Source organism: Sphingopyxis sp. Q841 (genome assembly GCF_052384365.1).
Lineage (GTDB): Bacteria > Pseudomonadota > Alphaproteobacteria > Sphingomonadales > Sphingomonadaceae > Sphingopyxis > Sphingopyxis terrae_A.
Genome location: NZ_JBQSUM010000001.1, coordinates 430,985 through 449,556, shown reverse-complemented (window position 1 = coordinate 449,556; position 18,572 = coordinate 430,985). Strand labels below are relative to the sequence as shown.

General features: G+C 65.3%; 20 protein-coding genes. 8 read left to right on the top strand and 12 right to left on the bottom strand.

What is annotated here, in order from left to right; all coding sequences use genetic code 11:
* Positions 1 to 34: 34 nt before the first annotated feature.
* From grpE to ACT17R_RS02300, 5 genes are read right to left on the bottom strand one after another with little or no spacing between them, the layout of a single operon-like run.
* A complete protein-coding gene (gene grpE / locus ACT17R_RS02320; RefSeq protein ID WP_062900348.1) occupies positions 35 to 586 on the bottom strand; it encodes a nucleotide exchange factor GrpE in 552 nt (183 codons plus the stop codon).
* A 4-nt stretch (positions 587 to 590) separates the two neighbouring features.
* Positions 591 to 1,634, bottom strand: a complete 1,044-nt coding sequence (hrcA, locus tag ACT17R_RS02315) for a heat-inducible transcriptional repressor HrcA (protein ID WP_062900347.1) — start codon at positions 1,632 to 1,634, stop codon at positions 591 to 593.
* A 9-nt stretch (positions 1,635 to 1,643) separates the two neighbouring features.
* Positions 1,644 to 2,831 (bottom strand): glycosyltransferase family 4 protein, encoded by a 1,188-nt coding sequence (locus tag ACT17R_RS02310; RefSeq protein WP_444808897.1) that lies wholly within the window; start codon positions 2,829 to 2,831, stop codon positions 1,644 to 1,646.
* A 1-nt stretch (position 2,832) separates the two neighbouring features.
* Positions 2,833 to 3,303 carry a GtrA family protein gene (locus ACT17R_RS02305; protein WP_444808896.1) on the bottom strand — a complete coding sequence of 157 codons (471 nt, stop codon included), beginning with the start codon at positions 3,301 to 3,303 and terminating at the stop codon, positions 2,833 to 2,835.
* Complete coding sequence (locus ACT17R_RS02300; RefSeq protein WP_186402406.1) at positions 3,300 to 3,995, bottom strand: ferritin-like domain-containing protein; 696 nt, start codon at positions 3,993 to 3,995, stop codon at positions 3,300 to 3,302. Before ACT17R_RS02300 ends, ACT17R_RS02305 begins: the two co-directional genes overlap by 4 nt.
* A 186-nt stretch (positions 3,996 to 4,181) precedes the next feature.
* On the opposite strand from ACT17R_RS02300, the gene ACT17R_RS02295 reads away from it, so the two are divergent.
* The 5 genes from ACT17R_RS02295 (at position 4,182) to ACT17R_RS02275 (ending at position 8,673) form a co-directional block, all read left to right on the top strand.
* Complete coding sequence (locus tag ACT17R_RS02295) at positions 4,182 to 4,982, top strand: dienelactone hydrolase family protein (RefSeq protein ID WP_217372468.1); 801 nt, start codon at positions 4,182 to 4,184, stop codon at positions 4,980 to 4,982.
* Positions 4,983 to 5,027: 45 nt separating this feature from the next.
* Positions 5,028 to 5,744 carry a ribonuclease PH gene (gene rph / locus ACT17R_RS02290; RefSeq protein ID WP_186402404.1) on the top strand — a complete coding sequence of 239 codons (717 nt, stop codon included), beginning with the start codon at positions 5,028 to 5,030 and terminating at the stop codon, positions 5,742 to 5,744.
* 1 nt (position 5,745) lies between these two features.
* Positions 5,746 to 6,369 (top strand): RdgB/HAM1 family non-canonical purine NTP pyrophosphatase, encoded by a 624-nt coding sequence (rdgB, locus tag ACT17R_RS02285; RefSeq protein ID WP_444808895.1) that lies wholly within the window; start codon positions 5,746 to 5,748, stop codon positions 6,367 to 6,369.
* A 155-nt stretch (positions 6,370 to 6,524) separates the two neighbouring features.
* Positions 6,525 to 7,670, top strand: a complete 1,146-nt coding sequence (gene hemW / locus ACT17R_RS02280) for a radical SAM family heme chaperone HemW (protein WP_444808894.1) — start codon at positions 6,525 to 6,527, stop codon at positions 7,668 to 7,670.
* 109 nt (positions 7,671 to 7,779) lie between these two features.
* Positions 7,780 to 8,673: a tyrosine-type recombinase/integrase gene (locus ACT17R_RS02275; protein WP_444808893.1), complete on the top strand. Its 894-nt coding sequence runs from the start codon at positions 7,780 to 7,782 to the stop codon at positions 8,671 to 8,673.
* Here ACT17R_RS02275 and ACT17R_RS02270 read toward each other — a convergent pair.
* Genes ACT17R_RS02270 through rsmI form a run of 4 tightly spaced genes read right to left on the bottom strand, consistent with a single transcriptional unit; the run spans position 8,670 to position 11,470 of the window.
* A complete protein-coding gene (locus tag ACT17R_RS02270; RefSeq protein WP_003039464.1) occupies positions 8,670 to 9,278 on the bottom strand; it encodes a DedA family protein in 609 nt (202 codons plus the stop codon). The two genes, ACT17R_RS02275 and ACT17R_RS02270, sit on opposite strands and share 4 nt — an antisense overlap.
* A 22-nt stretch (positions 9,279 to 9,300) precedes the next feature.
* Positions 9,301 to 10,251 (bottom strand): glutathione synthase, encoded by a 951-nt coding sequence (gene gshB, locus ACT17R_RS02265; RefSeq protein WP_444808892.1) that lies wholly within the window; start codon positions 10,249 to 10,251, stop codon positions 9,301 to 9,303.
* A gap of 11 nt (positions 10,252 to 10,262) precedes the next feature.
* A complete protein-coding gene (locus ACT17R_RS02260) occupies positions 10,263 to 10,613 on the bottom strand; it encodes a YraN family protein (RefSeq protein WP_444808891.1) in 351 nt (116 codons plus the stop codon).
* Positions 10,610 to 11,470, bottom strand: a complete 861-nt coding sequence (gene rsmI, locus ACT17R_RS02255; RefSeq protein ID WP_217372463.1) for a 16S rRNA (cytidine(1402)-2'-O)-methyltransferase — start codon at positions 11,468 to 11,470, stop codon at positions 10,610 to 10,612. Before rsmI ends, ACT17R_RS02260 begins: the two co-directional genes overlap by 4 nt.
* A gap of 10 nt (positions 11,471 to 11,480) precedes the next feature.
* Here rsmI and ACT17R_RS02250 point away from each other — a divergent pair, with 10 nt between their 5' ends.
* Both ACT17R_RS02250 and infC read left to right on the top strand, forming a co-directional pair.
* Positions 11,481 to 12,668: a penicillin-binding protein activator gene (locus ACT17R_RS02250; RefSeq protein WP_444809385.1), complete on the top strand. Its 1,188-nt coding sequence runs from the start codon at positions 11,481 to 11,483 to the stop codon at positions 12,666 to 12,668.
* A 185-nt stretch (positions 12,669 to 12,853) separates the two neighbouring features.
* Positions 12,854 to 13,390 carry a translation initiation factor IF-3 gene (gene infC, locus ACT17R_RS02245; RefSeq protein ID WP_003039450.1) on the top strand — a complete coding sequence of 179 codons (537 nt, stop codon included), beginning with the start codon at positions 12,854 to 12,856 and terminating at the stop codon, positions 13,388 to 13,390.
* A gap of 10 nt (positions 13,391 to 13,400) precedes the next feature.
* On the opposite strand, the gene ACT17R_RS02240 is transcribed toward infC, so the two are convergent.
* The gene (locus ACT17R_RS02240; protein WP_444808890.1) at positions 13,401 to 14,096 is read right to left on the bottom strand and encodes an NRDE family protein; all 696 of its coding nucleotides are present in this window, start codon (positions 14,094 to 14,096) and stop codon (positions 13,401 to 13,403) included.
* A gap of 128 nt (positions 14,097 to 14,224) precedes the next feature.
* Here ACT17R_RS02240 and ACT17R_RS02235 point away from each other — a divergent pair, with 128 nt between their 5' ends.
* Positions 14,225 to 14,662: a hypothetical protein gene (locus ACT17R_RS02235; RefSeq protein ID WP_444808889.1), complete on the top strand. Its 438-nt coding sequence runs from the start codon at positions 14,225 to 14,227 to the stop codon at positions 14,660 to 14,662.
* A gap of 104 nt (positions 14,663 to 14,766) precedes the next feature.
* On the opposite strand, the gene ACT17R_RS02230 is transcribed toward ACT17R_RS02235, so the two are convergent.
* Entirely contained in the window at positions 14,767 to 16,272 is a 1,506-nt protein-coding gene (locus ACT17R_RS02230) for a S10 family peptidase (protein WP_444808888.1), read from the bottom strand.
* A gap of 97 nt (positions 16,273 to 16,369) precedes the next feature.
* The gene (uvrB, locus tag ACT17R_RS02225; RefSeq protein WP_444809384.1) at positions 16,370 to 18,556 is read right to left on the bottom strand and encodes an excinuclease ABC subunit UvrB; all 2,187 of its coding nucleotides are present in this window, start codon (positions 18,554 to 18,556) and stop codon (positions 16,370 to 16,372) included.
* Between the last annotated feature and the right edge of the window lie 16 nt (positions 18,557 to 18,572).

The window sequence follows — 18,572 nt, the reverse complement described above, 5'->3', positions numbered from 1 at the left end:
TTCGCGGGGGAACAGGTTGTAATTATACGCGGGGTTATTCCGCCTTCTTCGCGACCCCCACCATCGCGGGGCGCAGCAGGCGGTCCTTCATCATATAGCCAGCCTGCATTTCCTGCACGATCGTGCCGGCGTCCTTGTCGCTGGGGATTTCGAGCATCGCCTGATGCTGGTTCGGGTCGAGCGGCAGGCCGATCGCGGCGATGCGCGTGATGCCGTGGCGTTCGAACACGCTCATCAGTTCGCGCTCGGTCGCCTCGAGCCCCGTGAGCAGCGGCTTGATCGCCTCGTCGGCGCGCTGTTCTTCGCTGAGCGAAGCGAGCGCGCGGCCGAGATTGTCGGCGACCGACAGGATATCGCGCGCGAATTTGGTCGCGGCATAGGCGTGCGCGTCGGCGACTTCCTTTTCGGCGCGGCGGCGCACATTCTGCGTTTCGGCGCGCGCGTAGAGCAGATCCTGCTGCACCGCGGCGAGTTGTTCGGCGAGCTTGCCCGCTTCGTCCTGCGCGGGGGCCTCGGCAGTCGCTGCCGCTTCGGTTTCCGGGGCCTGGCCGTCTTCGACCGGCGTTTCGTTTTCGATGTTCGTCATAACCCTATCGTATCAGTCTTGAGAGCGATTGTGCTGTAAAATCCACCATGGGAACGATGCGCGCATAGTTCAAGCGGGTCGGGCCGATAACCCCGACGACGCCGACCACCCGTCCATCGGATCCGCGATAGGGCGCGGCGATAACCGACGATCCCGACAGCGAAAAGAGCTTGTTCTCCGACCCGATGAAAATGCGCGTCGCGCTGCCTTCGCGCGCGCTGTCGAGCAGGCCGGCGATGTCCTGCTTTGTTTCGAGCTCGTCGAGCAGCTGGCGCACCCGGTCGAGATCGCCGACCGCGCTGTCGTCGAGCAGATTCGCCTGCCCGCGAACGATCAGAACCGGCCGATCGGCGCCGTCGACCGACCAGATGGCCAGCCCGCGCGCGACCAGATCGGCGGCGGCGCGGTCGATCGCGATCCGTTCGTCCTCTATCTCGCGCCGCACCCGCGCCATTGCCTCGGCCAGCGTCAGGCCGCCGAGCATGGCCGAGATATAATTGCCTGCTTCGACCAGCGCCGACGGCACCAATCCGGCGGGCAGGTCGATGACGCGGTTTTCGACCGATCCATCGCCCGCGACGAGGACAACTAGCGCCTGACGGTCGGCCATCGGAACGAAGGCAACCTGTTTGAGCACGCGTTCATGCTTGGGGACGAGGACAAGGCCAGCACAGGCCGAGAGGCCGGACAGCGTGGCCGTCGCCTGCGCCAGCGCGCTTTCGATCGGGCCGCCTTCGGCGAGGCTCGCCTCGATCTGCGCGCGATCCTCGGCCGAGGGTTCGGCGACCTGCATCATCCCGTCAACGAACAGACGCAGCCCCTGTTCGGTCGGCAGGCGTCCGGCGCTGGTGTGCGGACTCGCGAGCAGACCGAGTTCTTCAAGATCCTGCATGACATTGCGGATCGACGCGGGTGACAGGTTGAGCGTCGCCAGCTTCGAAAGCGTACGCGACCCGACCGGCTGCCCATTTTCCAGATAGGCATCGACGACGAGCCGGAACACATCGCGCGCGCGCGTCGTCAATTCGGTGATCGGCGGGGTCGTCATGGCATGGATTTAGGGATGCGAAGGGGCGGGGGCAAGGATGGCGCTGACGCCGTCGCCGTCCGGCCGGGCCTGCCGAGGCGGCGCGAGGATCGTGCGATAGAGGCGCGCGACGCTTTCGGATGCGGCGTGCCAGGAAAAGGCGGCGCTTCTTGCGCGTGCGGCGGCGCCCATTGCGCGCCGCGCGTCGCCGTCCGCAATGAGCCGAACGAGCGCGTCCGAATAGGCGCGGCGGTCGCCGGGCGCGCATAGATGACCCGTTTCGCCCTCCACGATCAGCGCGCTCGCGCTCGGCGCGTCGGCGCTGACCACGGGCATGCCCGACGCCATCGCCTCGAGCACGACATTGCCAAAGGCTTCGGTCGTGCTCGGGTTGAGCATGATGTCGGCGCTGGCAACCGCGTGGGCGAGTTCCTGCCCATCAAGATGACCCGTCAGCACCGCAGAGGGGAGCGCAGCAAAGGCCTCGGCCGCCGGTCCAGCGCCCACCACCAGCGGCGTGACTGGGTGGCTGGACAGCAATTCGCGCAATATCGCGACATATTCCTCGACGCCCTTTTCCAGCACCAGGCGGCCGAAGAAGAGGATGACGATCCGGTCGTCGGCGATTCCATGCGCGCGGCGCCATTCGAGACTGCGATGCGACGGCGAGAAAAGGTCGCGATCGACGCCGCGACTCCACAGGCTGACTCGGTCATCGCCGCGCAGCGTGCGCATCTCGTCGACAAGGCCCGGAGTTGGGGCGAGCACATGATGGGCGCGGCGATAGAAACGATGGATGTGACGGTCGACCACCGGCCGCAGCCAGTCGAGGCCGTAATAGCCAAGATAGGTTTCGAACCGCGTGTGCAGGCTGACGACAAGCGGCGTGCCGCGATCGAGGGCGAAGGTCTGCGCGCGGGTGCCGAGAATATCGGGGGTCGCGACATGGATGACGTCGGGAGCGAACCGCGTCAGGTCGCGGCGGGTCGCGCGGGGCAGGCCGAGCGCGAGCCGAAATTCGCTGCGCACCGGCAGCGCGATCGACGGCACCGGGACCAGGTCGCCCGCCGGTTCGAACGCCGGCGTGTCGGTGACGGGGGAATAGACCCGTACCGCGGCGCCCGCATGCTGCTCGAGATGCGCAACAAGGCGGTTGAGCGCCTGGTTCGCGCCTTCGCGCACATAATTGTAATTTCCCGTAAATAGCGCGATTCGCACCTTACACCTGTCGAAAATTGAGCACCGCGTTCAGCACGAACATCGCGAGCCCGGCAAAGACGGACACGATCACGCGGGCGACGAGATAGTGGATGGCGGTCCATTTGAGGAAGGCGGCAAAGAGCAGGATGGTGATCGCCATGCCCACCCCCGCATTGACCAGAAAGATCAGATAGCCCGACCCGATGGCGCGATCGGTGCCGCGAAATATCCACGAACGGCCGAGCGCATAGTGCAGGCTGTTCGAAGTCAGAAAGCCGATCGCCGCCGCGGGGACCGCCTGCATCCTGCCCCATTGCACCAGGCCCCAGAGCACGGCGAGCCCGACCAGAAAGACGGCGCTGCTGACCGCCGTGTTCTTGAGCAGCATGCCGCCGACGCGGCGATTGAACAGGCGCGACGCCAGCCCGGCTTCGCCCGCCGGGGCCTGTCCGTTGGCGGGCAGTTCCACCCCTCCGCTATAGTCGGTCATGCAGCAGCGTGGGCGCGAGCGGGGAGCGGGTGATCGCCATAGGCTTCATCATCGCGCGCATCGGGCCAGGCGGTGCGGCGCCCCACCCAGGGGTTGAGGAAAAGCCACGGCAGCTTGATGAACAGCAATTCGGAATGGATGAAAGCATCGATCGCCCGTTCCCACCAGCGCGGGCGCCGGCGCCCGTGCGCGACGAGCCACGCCTCATAGGGGGCCCAATGGCTCGGTTCGTCCTTGTGGATGATCCGGAAAATCCGCGTCAGGATCGGATCGTCGAGCACGAAACGGTTTTTCAGCAGGGTTTCGACCTGTTTGTAACCGCGCCGTTCGGTCAGCGCGATAACGCGGCAAAGGCGTTCGAACAACTCGTCGCGATCGATGACCGCCTGCGTATCGAGCTTGTCGATCGGCGTGCGAAAAATGATTTCGACGAAGCGGTCGATATGCCCGAAGGTGCGATCCACATCGAGCGGCATTGAACCGCGCCGTTCGAACCAGCGGCGAAACATCATATAATGTTTGCGCTCGTCGACGCGGTGGCTTTCGATCGCGGCGATCAAGGCCAGATCGTCGGGCGTCCGCGCGCGAACCGCTTCGATAACCCGGTCGATCGCCGTATAGCCACGATGTTCGTTATAAATATAGATCGACCCGAGTACGAGCAGATAGCGTTCGCGCAACCAGCGCAGCATAGGCATCTCCCACCAAAGCGACTGATTATCACCCTTCGCGGCGCTAGTCGAATGGCGCTACGACGCCTCACCGTATTGCGATACCGAAATTGGGCCGAGCGCGCGACGAAAACAGGTGCATCGGGCGCATCTTCTGCCTAGCCTTTGCCCAGACCCAGGGGGCGACCCGGGGGGGGGGAGAGAAATATGACCACACGACCGCTCGATCGCGACGATCCGCTCGACGATTTCGACCGGCGGATGATCCGCCTGCTCGGCACCGACCGGCTCGTCTATGTGACGGGCGGCGGCCCGGCGGTGATCGTGATGACCGAAATGCCGGGAATCAGCCCGCATGTCGCGCGGTTCGCGCGCTGGGTCCGCGATGCGGGCTTCACTGTCTATATGCCGCATATCTTCGGGAAGGACGGCGCCGTGCCGCGCATGCCGGGCGCGCTGCTCACGATGATCGGGGGTTGCATCAGCCGCCAGTTCCGCGCCTTTCAGGCGAATGAAAGCTCGCCCGCGACGCGGTGGCTGCGCTCGCTCGCGGCGCTGGCGCATGAAGAATGCGGCGGCAAGGGCGTCGGGGCGATCGGTATGTGCTTCACCGGCAATTTCGCGCTGTCGATGATGCTTGAGCCCGCGGTGCTGGCGCCGGTGCTCGCGCAGCCTTCGCTGCCGCTGAATGATCCCGCGGGGATGCATATCGCACCCGATGAACTGGCGGCGGTGAAGGCGCGGATGGAGGCCGAGGATCTGACCGTACTCGCCTATCGCTTTGCGGGCGATAAGTTCTGCAAAGCGGCGCGCTTTGCGGCGTATGCGGACGCGCTGGGCGAGCGCTTCGTCGGCCGCGTCCTGCCCGACGAGGCGGCGAACCCCGACAGTCCGATGAAGAACCCGCACAGCGTCGTCACCATCCACCTGATCGACGAGGCAGGCCAGCCGACGGTGCAGGCGCGGGACGAAATCCTCGATTTCTTCAAGATGCGGTTGAGTGGATGACGGCGCGCGCCTAAGAGCCGCGCCTTCAACGATGAAAGGAATATCATGCGACCCTCCGGCCGCGCGCCCGACCAGATGCGCCCCATCGCCATCGAAACCGAATTCACCATCCACGCCGAAGGCAGCGTGCTGGTGAGCTTCGGCAACACCAAGGTGCTTGTCACCGCCAGCGTCGAGGAAAAGGTGCCGCCCTTCCTGCGCGGCAAGGGCCAGGGCTGGGTGACCGCCGAATATGGCATGCTGCCCCGCGCGACGCACACACGCGGCAGCCGCGAGGCGGCGAAGGGAAAGCAGTCGGGACGGACGCAGGAAATTCAGCGGCTTATCGGGCGCAGCTTGCGCGCCGTCGTCGATATGAAGAAGCTCGGCGAGCGCCAGATCGTGATCGATTGCGACGTGATCCAGGCCGACGGCGGCACGCGCACGGCGTCGATCTCGGGTGCGTGGGTCGCGCTGCGCCTCGCGGTCGACAAGCTGATCGCGGCCAAGGCGATTGCCGAAGATCCGATCGAGGACAAGGTCGCGGCGATTTCGTGCGGCATGTATCAGGGCGCCGCCGTCCTTGACCTCGATTATGACGAGGATTCGAACGCCGAAGCCGACGGCAATTTCGTGCTGACCGGCAAGGGCCAGATCGTCGAAGTGCAGGCGAGCGCCGAAGGCGCGACCTATGACGAGGAAGGCCTGCTGCGCCTCCTCCGCCTCGCGCGCATCGGCTGCGGCGAGATTTTCGCGGCGCAGGCGAAGGCGGTGGGACGCTGACATGACGCGCCAGCTCGCTCCCGGCAAACTCGTCATCGCGAGCCATAATGCGGGCAAGGTGCGCGAAATTCGCGCGCTGCTGTTGCCTTATGGCATCGAACCGGTGTCGGCGAGCGACCTCGGCCTTCCCGAACCCGCCGAAACCGGGACGACCTTCGCCGAGAATGCGTTGTTGAAGGCGCATGCGAGTGCGTCGGCTTCGGGTCATCCCGCGCTTGCCGATGACAGCGGGCTAGAAGTAGCGGCGCTGGGCGGGCGGCCCGGCGTCTATACGGCCGACTGGGCCGAGCGGCAGTGGTTCGAGGGCGAAAAGGGCCGCGACTGGTATATGGCGATGGGCAAGGTCGAGGGGTTGCTCGCCGAGCAAGGACCGGACGTCGACCGCAACGCCTGTTTCGTTTGCACGCTGGCGCTCGCCTGGCCCGACGGGCATGCCGAGATTTTCGAGGGGCGGGCAGGCGGCAGCCTGACTTGGCCGCCGCGCGGTACGCTGGGGTTCGGTTATGATCCGGTCTTCGTGCCGACTGGCAAGTCCCTGACTTATGCCGAGATCGATCCGGCCGAGAAACATGCGATCAGCCACCGGGCCGATGCTTTTGCGAAGCTGGTGGCGGGGGTGTTTTAGAGCGCTGGCGTCCCGAGATTCGTCGTCCTGAACTTGTTTCAGGGTCCATGGGCCACCCCTGCCTTTGAGCACCGCACGAAAATCGGGCTCGGGCCATGGATGCTGAAACGAGTTCAGCATGACGAAGTGAAATGGGCATCGCTATATTCCTTGGTATGACCGAACCGCTCGCCCTGTATGTCCATTGGCCCTTTTGCGTCAGCAAGTGCCCCTATTGCGACTTCAACAGCCATGTCCGCGAAAGCGTCGATCAGGCGGTCTGGCGCGATGCGTTGCTTGCCGATTTGCGGCATGAGGCGGCGCTGTTGCCGGGGCGGCGGGTGTCGTCGATCTTCTTCGGAGGCGGCACGCCCAGCCTGATGCCGCCTGCGACGGTGGCGGCGGTGATCGCCGAGGCGGCGGCGCTGTGGGGCCTGACCGACGACTGCGAGATCACGCTGGAGGCCAATCCGAACTCGGTCGAGGTTGCCGCCTTCGCCGATCTTGCGGCTGCGGGGGTCAATCGGGTGTCGATCGGGGTTCAGAGCTTCGATCCGCAAGTGCTTGAATTTCTGGGGCGCGCGCACGGCGGCGACGAGGCACGACGGGCGATTGCGGCAGCGCAGGCGCATTTCCGCCGAGCCAGCTTCGACCTTATCTACGCGCGGCCGGGCCAAGGGCTTGCCGATTGGGAGCGCGAACTTGCCGATGCGCTGGGGTTCGGCACCGGGCACCTTTCGCTCTATCAATTGACCATCGAACCCGGCACGCGCTTCGCGACGCTCGCCACCAGGGGCGAGCTTCGCCTGCCCGACGGCGATGCGGCCGCGGACCTGTTCGACGCGACGCAGGCGATGACGCGCGCGGCGGGGCTGCCGCGTTACGAAGTGTCGAACCATGCACGGCCGGGCGAGGAAAGCCGCCATAATCTGACCTATTGGCGCTACGGCGATTATGCGGGGGTCGGGCCTGGCGCGCATGGACGGCGGCTTGCCCAGGCGAGCGAGCGCCACAAGAAGCCCGAGAATTTCATCACGGCGGTCGAACGCAACGGCCACGGCCTGAAGGTCGAGACCGACCTGCCGCCGCACGAACGCGCGACCGAGGCGATGCTGATGGGCCTGCGGCTGAGCGAGGGCATCGATCTGGCGCGGATCGAGGCACGGAGCGGGTTGGGGCGCGACGCGTTCGTCGATGCCGCCGCGGTGGCGCGGCTGATCGGGCAGGGGCTGATGCGGCAGGCCGGCGACCGGCTGGGCGTGACCGACGATGGTATATTGCTGCTCGACTCGATCCTTTCCGAGGTGGTGCGAACAGGCTAGACGACTGCAAAGCCCGTTTGCCCTGAGCTTGTCGAAGGGCCGTTCTTCTCTTTTGAAGGCTGAAAGAAGGGACGGGGCTTCGACAAGCTCAGCCCGAACGGAGTGGGTTTTGGTTGACCTCCTGATCCGCGACTGGGACGCCCATCTGGCGCATGAAAAGCGCCGGTCGGACCATACGCGGCGCGCCTACATCGCGACCGCCGAGCGCTTTTGCGGCTTTCTGGCGCATCATCGCGGCGGGGCAGTCGATGCGCGCATGCTGAAAGGCCTGACCCCGAACGATCTGCGCTCCTATCTTGCCGATCGCCGGGCCGACGGGCTGGGCAATGCCTCGGCCGCGCGCGAATTGTCGGCGCTGCGCAGCTTTCTGCGCTTCGTCGGCGGGTCGAACGCCAGCGTACCGCAGGTGCGCGGCCCGCGCGTCAAAAAGGGACTGCCGCGCCCGGTCGCGCCGGCCGAGGCGATGCAGCTTGCGCAGAATGTCGAGGACAATGCCCGCGAAGCCTGGGTCGGCGCGCGCGATTTTGCCTTGCTGCTGCTGCTCTATGGCGCGGGTCTGCGCATCGGAGAAGCGCTGTCGCTATCGGGCGCAGCGCTGCCGCTCGGTGAAACGCTGCGCGTGACCGGCAAGCGCGGCAAGACGCGGATCGTGCCGATCCTGCCTGCGGTCGCGGCGGCGGTCGCACGCTATGTCGCGGCCTGCCCCTGGCCGATGGGCAAGGATGCGCCGCTGTTCGTCGGCGCGCGCGGCGGGCCGCTGCAACCGGGTGTGGTGCGCGCCAGCGTGCGGCAGGCGCGCCGCGCGCTCGGCCTGCCCGAGCGCACGACGCCGCACGCGCTGCGCCACAGCTTCGCAACGCATCTGCTGGCGGGCGGGGCCGATTTGCGCAGCCTGCAGGAACTCTTGGGCCATGCGAGTCTCGCATCGACGCAGATATACACCGCAGTCGATGCCGCGCATCTGCTCGACGTCTATCGCAGCGCCCACCCGCGCGCCGGTTAGTCGCGGCGGTGCTTGGGTTTCCAGGTGAAGACGCGCCAGAAGTAGAGAAGGACCAGCGAGCCGATCGCGACGAGCGCGAGCGGGCCAACGAACTGTTCGATATCGGCGAACTGCTTGCCGAACCAGTTGCCCGCACCGGCGAGCGCGGCGATCCAGATTGTCGATCCGGCAGCGGTCCACAGCAGGAATTTCGCCTGATTCATATGGACCATGCCCGCGGGCAGCGAAACCATCGTCCGCGCGACGGGCATGAAGCGCGCGACGAAGACGATGCCCGGACCATATCGGACGAAGCCCGCGTGCAGCCGCTCGACCTCGTGCCAGTCGAGCGTCAGCCAGCGGCCGTGGCGGTCGATAAAGGGCTTCAGCCGCTTGTAGCCGATCCAGCGCCCGATCGCATACCACACCCAATTGCCCGCAGTGGTGCCGGCGACCGCTACCGCGACGAGGGTCCAGAAGTCGAAGCGCCCTTGCGCGACCGCGATGCCGCCCAGTCCCATGATGACTTCGGACGGGACGGGCGGGAAGACGTTTTCGAGGAACATCAGGACGGCAATGCCCCAATATCCCCACGCCTGAATCAGATCGAGGATGAATTCGGTCATGGATGGCAAACGCGGTGGCGGCTCAAGCGATCCGGCGTTCTATCGCATCCCAGATCATGCCGGCCGTATCGCTGTTGTTGAAACGGTCGATCGCGACGATCCCGGTCGGCGAGGTGACGTTGATTTCGGTGAGCCATTCGCCGCCGATCACATCGATACCGACGAAGATCAGGCCGCGTTCCTTGAGCTGCGGGCCGAGCGCGGCGCAGATTTCCTGCTCGCGCGGCGTCAAATCAGCCGCTTCGGCATAGCCGCCGACGGCAAGGTTCGACCGGAATTCGCCTTCGCCGGGCTTCCGGTTGATCGCGCCGGCCACCTCGCCGTCGACCAGAACGATCCGCTTGTCGCCTTTGGACACGCTGGGCAGGAATTGCTGGACCATGAAGGGTTCGGGCCAGACCTGACCGAAAAGTTCGACCAGTGCGCCCAGATTGCTGCCGTCGGCGTCGATACGGAACACCGCCTTGCCGCCGTTGCCGTGCAGCGGCTTGACGACGACGGCGCCGTGGCGCGCCTGAAAATCCTTCACCGCGTCAAGATCGCGCGTGACCATCGTCGGCGGCATGAATTGCGGGAAATCGAGCACGAAGACCTTTTCGGGCGCGTTACGCACCGAAACCGGATCATTGACCACCAGCGTCTCGCCCCGAATGCGTTCGAGCAACCAGGTGCCGGTAAGATAGCCGAGGTCGAAGGGCGGATCCTGCCGCATCAGCACGACATCGACATCGCGGCCGAGGTCGATCGTCACCGGATCGCCGAAGCGGTAATGCGCGCTGGTCTCGCGCTTGACGTCGAGCACGGGGTGCGCCCGTGTCGTCAGCCGTCCGGCCTCCCAGGTCAGCCCGCGCACATCGTAGTGATAGAGGGCGTAGCCGCGTTCGAGCGCTTTCAGCATCAACGCGAAACTGCTGTCACCGCCTATATTGATGCCATCCATCGGGTCCATTTGAACCGCCGCGCGCAGGGTCATTCCGTCTTCCTTCAGGGCTGCCAGACGTGGACCAGATGGCGAGGCAAGCGCCCCGGCGCAAGGAGCATCACGTCGATGCGAATATCATCATCGGTTCGCGCAAAGCGCGCGCTGAGCATTTCTGCGGCTGCCGCGACGCGGCGCAAGCGAAATTCGTCGATCGCCATATCGAGGTCGGCGGCGTGGTCGCGCCATTTCACTTCGACGAAAGCGAGGGGGCGGCCGCGCCGCGCCACCAGATCGACTTCGCCCGCGGGAACGCGCAACCGTTCGCCCAGGATACGCCAGCCATGCAGGCGCAGCCACCAGGCGGCGCGCCGCTCGGCCCGGCGTCCGCGCGCTTCGGCGGCGGCGCGGTTCAAGCGCGATCCCTAAGCGCGAGCGCGCGCGCATAGACGGCGTGACGGTCAAGCCCGAAGCGCTTGGCGACGGCCTTGGCGGCTTTGGCCACCGGCTGCTCGTCCAGCGCATCGCGCAGCGCCGCGTCGATCGCTGCGTCGTCGGCAGCTTCGACGGCCTGCTCCTGGGGCGGGCCGACCATCACGACGATTTCGCCTTTTGGCGGTGCGTCGGCGTAGCGCGCGACGAGATCTTCGAGCGAGCCGGTGACACATTCTTCGTATAATTTGCTGATTTCGCGCGCGACCGCCGCCTCGCGATTGCCGAGGCCGGCGGCGAGCGCGGTCAGGGTCGCGGCGAGACGTGGCCCGCTTTCGTAGAAGACGAGTGTGGCGCGCAAAGCGGCGAATTCAGCGATCGTGTCGGCGCGTGCCTTGGCCTTGTTCGGCAGGAAGCCCGCAAAAAGAAAGCGATCGCTCGGCAGGCCCGACAGGGTGATGGCGGCGATCGCCGCGCAGGGACCGGGCAGGGTGGTGATCGCCCGTCCCGCTGCGCGCGCATCGCGCACCAGCTTGTAGCCGGGATCCGAAATCAGCGGGGTTCCCGCGTCGGACACCAGCACGACGACTTCGTCCGCCATCCGGGCAACCAGCGCCGCACGGGCGCGTTCGTCGCTATGATCGTGATAGGGGGTCATCGGAACACGCAAACCCAGATGTGCGAGCAGCTTTGCCGTGACGCGCGTGTCCTCCGCCGCGATCACGTCGGCGCGCGCAAGCACCGCCGCGGCGCGCGGGGTGATGTCGCCAAGGTTGCCGATGGGCGTCGCGACGATATAGAGACCGGGCAAGGGAGATATAGAGATGGTCGAATCCGGCATGGCGTCAGAGATGGCAGAAACGACGCGCGAGCGCCAAGGGAATGCGTCGCCGCGGCGGCAATTGCTGCGCGGTATCGCGACGCTGGCGCTTGGCGGGCTGCTCGCCGCATGCCAGGTGGTGCCGAAGACCAGCGGTCCGGCGACCCCACCGCCGCCCGACAAGCCCGCCGACAATGTCGGCCCCGGCCTGCCGACCGATACCGACCGCCACCGCGTCGCGCTGCTCGTTCCGCAGACGGGAACCAACGCCGATGTCGGCATGGCGATCGCCAATGCGACGACGATGGCGCTGCTCGATACCAAGGCCGACAAGGTCCGCATCACGACGTATGACACCGCGCTGGGCGCCGCCGCGGCCGCGAAGCAGGCAGTGGCCGACGGCAACAAGCTGATCCTCGGCCCGCTGCTCAGCGAGGATGTGACAGCAGTGGCGCCGATCGCGCGGGCGGCGAAGGTGCCCGTCATCAGCTTTTCGAACGACAGCAGCGTCGCGGGCAACGGCGTCTTCATCATGGGCTTCGTTCCCGGCCAGTCGGTCGAGCGGGTCGTGAGCTTTGCCCGCGCCAAGGGGCAGCAGCGCTTTGGCGCGCTGATCCCCAAGAATCTTTATGGTGAGCGTTCGATGGCGGCGTTCAAGGCGGCGGTCGCCAATGCGGGCGGAACGCTCGTCGCGACCGAATCCTATGACCGCAGCGCCGCGGCGTTGACGGGCGCGGCGCGCCGTCTGGCGAGCGCCGGTGCGATGGACGCGGTGCTGATCGCCGATGTCGGCGGCAATGCGGTGCGCGCGGTTCCGATCATCAAGGGCGCGGGACAGCGCCAGATCCTCGGCACCGAATTGTGGAACACCGATGCCACCTTGGGCGGCAATCCGGCAATGCGCGGTGCGTGGTTCGCCAGCGTTTCAGATGGCCTCTACGGCCAGCTTGCCACCAAATATCGCACACGGTTCGGCAAGGCGCCCTATCGCCTGGCCAGCCTCGGCTATGATTCGGTGCTGCTGACCGTGCGTATCGCACGCGACTGGAAGCCGGGGACCAACTTTCCTGCCGGACGCCTGATGGCGGCGGACGGGTTCGGCGGCATCGACGGCATCTTCCGCTTCAACGACCGCGGCATCGCGATCCGCGCGCTGGAGGTCAGCGAGGTGGGAGCGGGCGGCTTCCGTGTGATCGACCCCGCACCCGCCAAATGGTAGGGTCCGGATCCTAGGGGCAGCGGGCGTGGCATAGCCGCCACAGTCGGACGAAAACCGCCGGTAAATTGCGCACGGCAACCTTTACGCCGCGCCAATGTTCATTATATGTGCACCGCGCGCGCGTTTGCGCACCCGCTGCGCATACGAACTGAAACGACACAGGAGATACAGCTATACGCCCGCCCATGACCCGCCGCCCGCTGGCGCCAATGCCGCCGAAGAACGGCCCGCGATACAATGAATTCATCGCCTCGCCCAAGGTCCGTGTGATCGACGAGGAAGGCGAAAATCTGGGCGTAATGCTGACTGCTGAAGCGATCGAACAGGCGGCCGAAGTCGGCCTCGATCTGGTCGAAGTATCCCCCAACGCCGATCCGCCGGTGTGCAAGTTCCTGGATGTGGGCAAGTATAAATACGAAGCCCAGAAGAAGGCCAATGCGGCCCGCAAGACGCAGAAGACCCAGGAAATCAAAGAGATCAAGATGCGTCCGAACATCGACGATCATGATTTCGAAGTGAAGATGAAGAAGGTCTTCGACTTCCTCGAGGAAGGCGACAAGGTCAAGATGACCATGCGCTTCCGCGGCCGCGAAATGAGCCATACGCAGCTCGGCCTCAACGTGCTGCAGCGCGTGGCGGAGATGACGGCAGAGATCGCCAAGGTCGAGGCGCATCCGCGCACCGAAGGGCGTCAGATGCTGATGGTGCTCGCGCCTAAATAGGATTTGCGGCTCAGCCGATACGAAAATCGAGGGCGGTCGTTCCACCGGAGCGGCCGCCCGCTTCGTATCGGCGCTCGACCATGCGGGCATCGCCGCTCGCGCCGATCATGACCAGCGTCGAGGCGCGCGTGCCGTAGACCTCGCCGCGCAGGAACAGCGCCGGGCCTCCTTCGGCGGTCAGCGTATCGAGCAACCCTTCGGGATCGGCGCCGGCCTCGACCGTGGCGGCCAGTGCAGCGCGCAGCCGTTCGGCGCGCGGGCAGGGGCGGTCGACGGGTTCGTTGGCGAGGGCATGAACGCCGTCCGCCAGCGCCGCGATCAGCGGCTGCGGCCGGTTGGTGAGCAGGCGGGCACGTCCATCGGCGGCGAACAGATTGAAGGCATTGAACCGGTCGAGATCGGCTTCGGACGGATCGGTGAAACGCCCATCGCCGCGCAACATGTCGACCACCAGCGCGCCGCGCGATGCCTTCGCCAGATCGGGCATCGCGCCGCGGACATTGGTCACCACGACGACGCGTCCGCTCGGTCGATGCACGCCTAGCCACGTCCCGCCGGCTTGCAGGTCGCGCCCAGCAACGATGCCGCTGCCATCGTCCCATTCGGCGAGCGCCGCCGCCGGCCGGGCGTGAAACTCGTCACGGTTGCCGATCAGGATCAGCGGCCAGTCGGGATGGACGCGGCGGGCAAGGGCGACGACACACATGCGCTGCCTATCGGAGAGCGCGACGGATTTGCCAAGCGTTCATGGTGTGTTGCGCGCGTAAATCACCAATTGTGCAGCGCGCGAATGGATGATAGTCTGCCCCCATCTTTCTGGAGGGGGAGATCAACATGAATGTAGCCGTCAAAACGCCGTGGCACCTGTGGGTCGTCGGGGCCGTATCGCTCGTCTGGAACGCTTTCGGCGCGGTGGACTATGTGATGACCAAGATACAGAATCCCGATTATCTGGCCGCTTTCACGCCCGAGCAGCAGGCGTGGTTCACAGGCTTTCCCCTCTGGGCGAACGCCGGATGGGCGCTCGGCGTTTGGGGATCGGTGCTCGGATCGCTTCTGCTGCTCGTTCGCAGCCGCCATGCGGTCACGGCGTTCCTGGTATCGCTCGTCGGGCTCGCCGTCAGCTGTATTTACCAGTTCGGCATGCATTATGGCGACCTGATGCGGATGTTCGGGACCTTCCCGATGATCTTCACTGCGGTTATCTGGGTCATCCTGATCGCGCTGTTCGTCTATGCGCGCAAACAGGCGGCAGCCGGGGTGCTGCGCTAGATGGCGCGGATAAGCCGATAAAGCGTCGCCCCCGCGAAGGCGGGGGCCGCTTTTGGCCTTGCCTTCGCGGTGCGACGCTATCGATTCGTCGCGTCCCGTCCTGCCTACCGCGCGCGAATGAACGCGCGGATGTCCGACGACAATTTGTGGCGATCCTCGTCGCGAATATACATCATGTGTCCGGCGTCATAATATTTATATTCGATCCGGTCCTGCGGGATGCCGGTGCGCGACAGCGAATATTCGGCGGCGAAAAAGGGCGTCGCGAAATCATAATAGCCCTGACCGACAAAGACTCGCAGTCCGCTGTTTTCGCGCAGCGCCTGCCCGATATAGGGCGCGACGTTGAGATAGGCATTGGTGTCGCGGCCTCCGATGCGCCAGTCCCACTGGCCGCCGATGCCGCTGATCGATTGATATTCGCGGTCGGTCTTGAACCCCAGCGTATCGCGCGCCCAGCTGTTGATCGCGGCGGTGTAGCCCGCGTCGATGCCATAGAAGCTGGGATCATTGTCAGGCTCTTCGCCCGCATTGTCATAGTCCTTGCCCGTGTAGCGGCTGTCGAGCCGGCCGACGGTCAGGCCGCGGTCGCGCAGCAGTTCCTTGTAGAAGCGGCCGGGCGTGACGCGCAGATCCGCCTGTTCGAGATAGGTTTCGGACAGGCCGGTGAAGCGGGCAAGCTCGCGGCGGATCGCGGCGCGTTCCTCGCCCTGCAGATTCTGTCCCTTGAGCAGCGCCGCGGCATAGGGGCCGATCGCCCACCGCCGCGCCTCTTCTGCGAATTGTTCGACCGACGGCGCGCTCGCCTTGCCGTGATAGAGGGCGGTCGTCGCCATCGACGGAAGGTTGGTGATGTAGCTGAGTTCATTGCCCGGCGTATCGGACCCGGCCGCGAAATCGAGCACGGTCGAGATGAGGATGATGCCGTTGAGGCCGACATCGTTGAAGGTGACATTCATCAACTGGTTCGCGACCGCCGCCGAGCGCGTGGTGCCATAGCTTTCCCCGCCCAGGAATTTGGGGCTGTTCCAGCGGCCATTGTCGTTGAGCCAGCGGCGGATGACTTCGGCGACGGCCTTCGCGTCCTGCGTCACGCCGTAATAATCCTTGGGATCGGCCTTGCCTATCAGGTGCGAGAAGCCGGTGCCCGGCGGATCGATGAACACGATGTCGGTCACGTCGAGCAGCGAATCGGGATTGTCGACGATGGGGTAGGGCGGGGCGCCGTCATCCTTGGCATCGCTGGGGATCGCGACGCGCTTCGGCCCGAACGCACCCATCATCAACCAGACGGTGCCCGACCCGGGCCCGCCGTTGAACAGAAAAGTCACGGGGCGGCCCGGATCGCGCGGCTCCTTGATATAGGAGGTGGTGACGATCGCCGCTTCGGGCACGCCATCCTTGTTCTTGAGGATCGTCTCGCCGATCGTCGCGGCATAGCCGATCTTCTGTCCGCCGAACGTGCCCGAAAGGCGCGTCGTGTGCACCTGCGGCACGATGTCCTCGGCCTTTTCCGGCTTGGCTTTTTCGGCCGGCGCGTCCTGCGCGGCAAGCGTGGCAGGAACCGCAGCGGCAAGCGCCAGCGCGATCAGCGACAGACCCGTTTTCATAGATATTCTCCCCGTTTGCGGAGCGGACGCTAGGCCGCGCGTAAGGGGGAGACAAGGCTACTTGTCGGTTACAATCGGGCTTTGGTCGAAGGGGGCGTTATCGCCCCCACTTCGTCTTGCTCTGCTTCCCGAAGCGCCCCTTGCGCGTACCCGGCTTGCCCTCGTTCGAGCGGCCGACGCGCGGAGCGACCTGTTCGTCTGCGGGCAGGCCGAGTTCGTCGGCTTCGAGGCGGCGGATTTCGTCGCGCAGGCGGCCGGCTTCCTCGAATTCCAGGTCGGCGGCGGCGTCGCGCATCTTCTTTTCCAGCTCCTGGATATAGGCGCGGAGGTTGTGGCCGACCATGTGCTGCGGCTTGTCGTCGCCGAGGTCGATGGTGACCTGATCCTTCGACGCGACATGCGCGATGATGTCACCGATGTTGCGCTTGATCGTCGTCGGTGTGATGCCATGTTCTTCGTTATACGCCTGTTGCTTGGCGCGGCGGCGGTCGGTTTCGCGCAGCGCGCGTTCCATGCTGCCGGTGATGCGGTCGGCGTAGAGGATGACGCGGCCATCGACGTTGCGCGCGGCACGGCCGATCGTCTGGACGAGGCTGGTTTCGCTGCGCAGAAAGCCTTCCTTGTCGGCGTCGAGGATCGCGACGAGCCCGCATTCGGGAATGTCGAGGCCCTCGCGCAGCAGGTTGATACCGACGAGCACGTCGAACACGCCGAGCCTGAGGTCGCGAATGATCTCGATGCGCTCGAGCGTTTCGACGTCGCTGTGCATGTAACGGACCTTGAGCCCCGCTTCGTGCAGGAACTCGGTCAGATCCTCGGCCATGCGCTTGGTGAGCGTGGTGACGAGGGTGCGATAACCCGCCGCGGCGGTCTTCTTCGCCTCGGCGATCAGATCGTCGACCTGCTCCTCGACCGGCTTGATCTCGACCGGCGGGTCGATCAGCCCGGTCGGGCGGATGACCTGCTCGGCGAAAACGCCCTGGGTGCGGTCCATTTCCCACGGCCCCGGGGTTGCCGACACGCTGACCGTCTGAGGTCGCATCATGTCCCATTCGGCGAAACGCAACGGCCGGTTGTCGATGCAGGAGGGCAGGCGGAAGCCATATTCGGCGAGGGTGATCTTGCGGCGATGGTCGCCCTTCGACATCGCGCCGATCTGCGGAATCGTCTGGTGGCTCTCATCGACGAAGAGCAGCGCATTGTCGGGGAGATATTCGAACAGGGTCGGCGGCGGCTCGCCCGGCAGGCGGCCGGTCAGGAAGCGGCTGTAATTTTCGATCCCTGCACAGCTTCCGGTCGCGGCGATCATTTCGAGGTCGAAATTTGTCCGCTGTTCGAGCCGCTGCGCTTCGAGCAGCCGGCCCTCGGTTTCGAGTTCCTTCAGCCGCTCGGCGAGTTCGTGGCGGATCGCTTCGGTCGCCTGCTTCAGCGTCGGGCCGGGCGTGACATAGTGGCTGTTGGCATAGACGCGCACATAGTTGAGGCTGGCGATCTTCTTGCCGGTCAGCGGGTCGAATTCGGTGATCTCCTCGATCTCGTCACCGAAGAAGCTGACACGCCACGCCATATCCTCATAGTGCGACGGGAAAATTTCGAGGCTGTCGCCGCGGACGCGGAAATTGCCGCGCGCGAACGCCTGGTCGTTGCGCTTGTACTGTAGCGCGACGAGCTTGCGGATAATCTCTCCGTTGTCGACGACCTGCCCCTTCTTGAGGTCGAAAATCATCGCCGAATAGGTCTCGACCGATCCGATGCCGTAAAGGCAAGACACCGAGGCGACGATGATCACGTCGTCGCGTTCGAGCAGCGCGCGCGTCGCCGAATGGCGCATGCGGTCGATCGCCTCGTTTACGCTGCTTTCCTTCTCGATATAGGTGTCCGACCGCGGCACATAGGCCTCGGGCTGATAATAGTCGTAATAGCTGACGAAATATTCGACCGCATTGTTCGGAAAGAAGCTCTTGAACTCGCCATAGAGCTGCGCCGCGAGGATCTTGTTCGGCGCGAGGATCAGCGCCGGGCGCTGCAATTCCTCGATCACCTTCGCCATGGTAAAGGTCTTGCCCGATCCCGTGACGCCCAGCAGCACCTGATCGCGTTCGCCCTCCCTGGCGGTGTCGACCAGCTCGCGGATCGCGGTCGGCTGATCGCCCGCCGGGGAATAGTCGCTGACCAGTTCGAACCGCTTGCCGCCCTCCACCTTGTCGGGGCGAGCGGGACGGTGCGGCACATAGTCCTGCGCCGTGTCGATTTCGTCGAGCGAGGTGCGAATCTGAATTGCCATCGCTGCCAATATGGTG